The 715-nt window shown below is 75.5% G+C and carries 1 pseudogene; it reads left to right on the forward strand.

What is annotated here, in order from left to right:
* Positions 1 to 715, forward strand: a pseudogene (locus KUM32_RS38345) (serine/threonine protein kinase); the annotation flags it as partial.

The raw sequence follows: 715 nt of genomic DNA on the forward strand, positions 1-715 counted from the left end.
CGTCTACGTCGTCCACGAGTGGATCTCCGACGCCACCGAGCTGACCACGGTGCTCGCCACCGGCGCGCTGGAGCCGCACGACGCCTACCAACTGGTCAGCCAGGTCTCCCAGGCCATGGCGTCGGCCCACCGCGAGGGCCTGTCCCACCTGCGGCTGACGCCCAGCTCCGTGCTGCGCACCGAGTCGGGCCAGTACCGCATCCGCGGCCTGGCCGTCATGGCCGCCCTGCGCGGCATCACCACCCCCCAGCCCCAGCGCACGGACACCGAGGCGATCGGCGCCCTGCTCTACGCCGCCCTCACCCAGCGCTGGCCGTACGAGAGCGACGCGCACGGCCTGGCCGGGCTCCCCAAGGGCGTCGGCCTCATCGCGCCCGACCAGGTGCGCGCGGGGGTGCACCGCGGCCTGTCCGAACTCGCTATGCGGGCGCTGGTCAACGACGGTGCCACCGCCTCCCGGCAGGAGTTGCCCTGCACCACCCCGGCGGAGTTGGCCGCGGCCGTCGCCGAGATGCCGCGGATCCGCCCGCCGGAGCCGTCGTTCACCGCGACCCCGGCCTACCAGCGCACCACCTACCAACAGGGCGCCTACGCCCAGCCGCCGGTCCGCGGCGGGAACGGCGCGGTCCGGATCACCCCCGCGCCGCCCCCGCCCCCACCGCCACTACAGAGCCGCGCCGGCCGCGCGCTCAAGTGGGCCGTCTCCAGCCTGCTC

It is taken from the genome of Streptomyces sp. AC627_RSS907 (assembly GCF_019049165.1).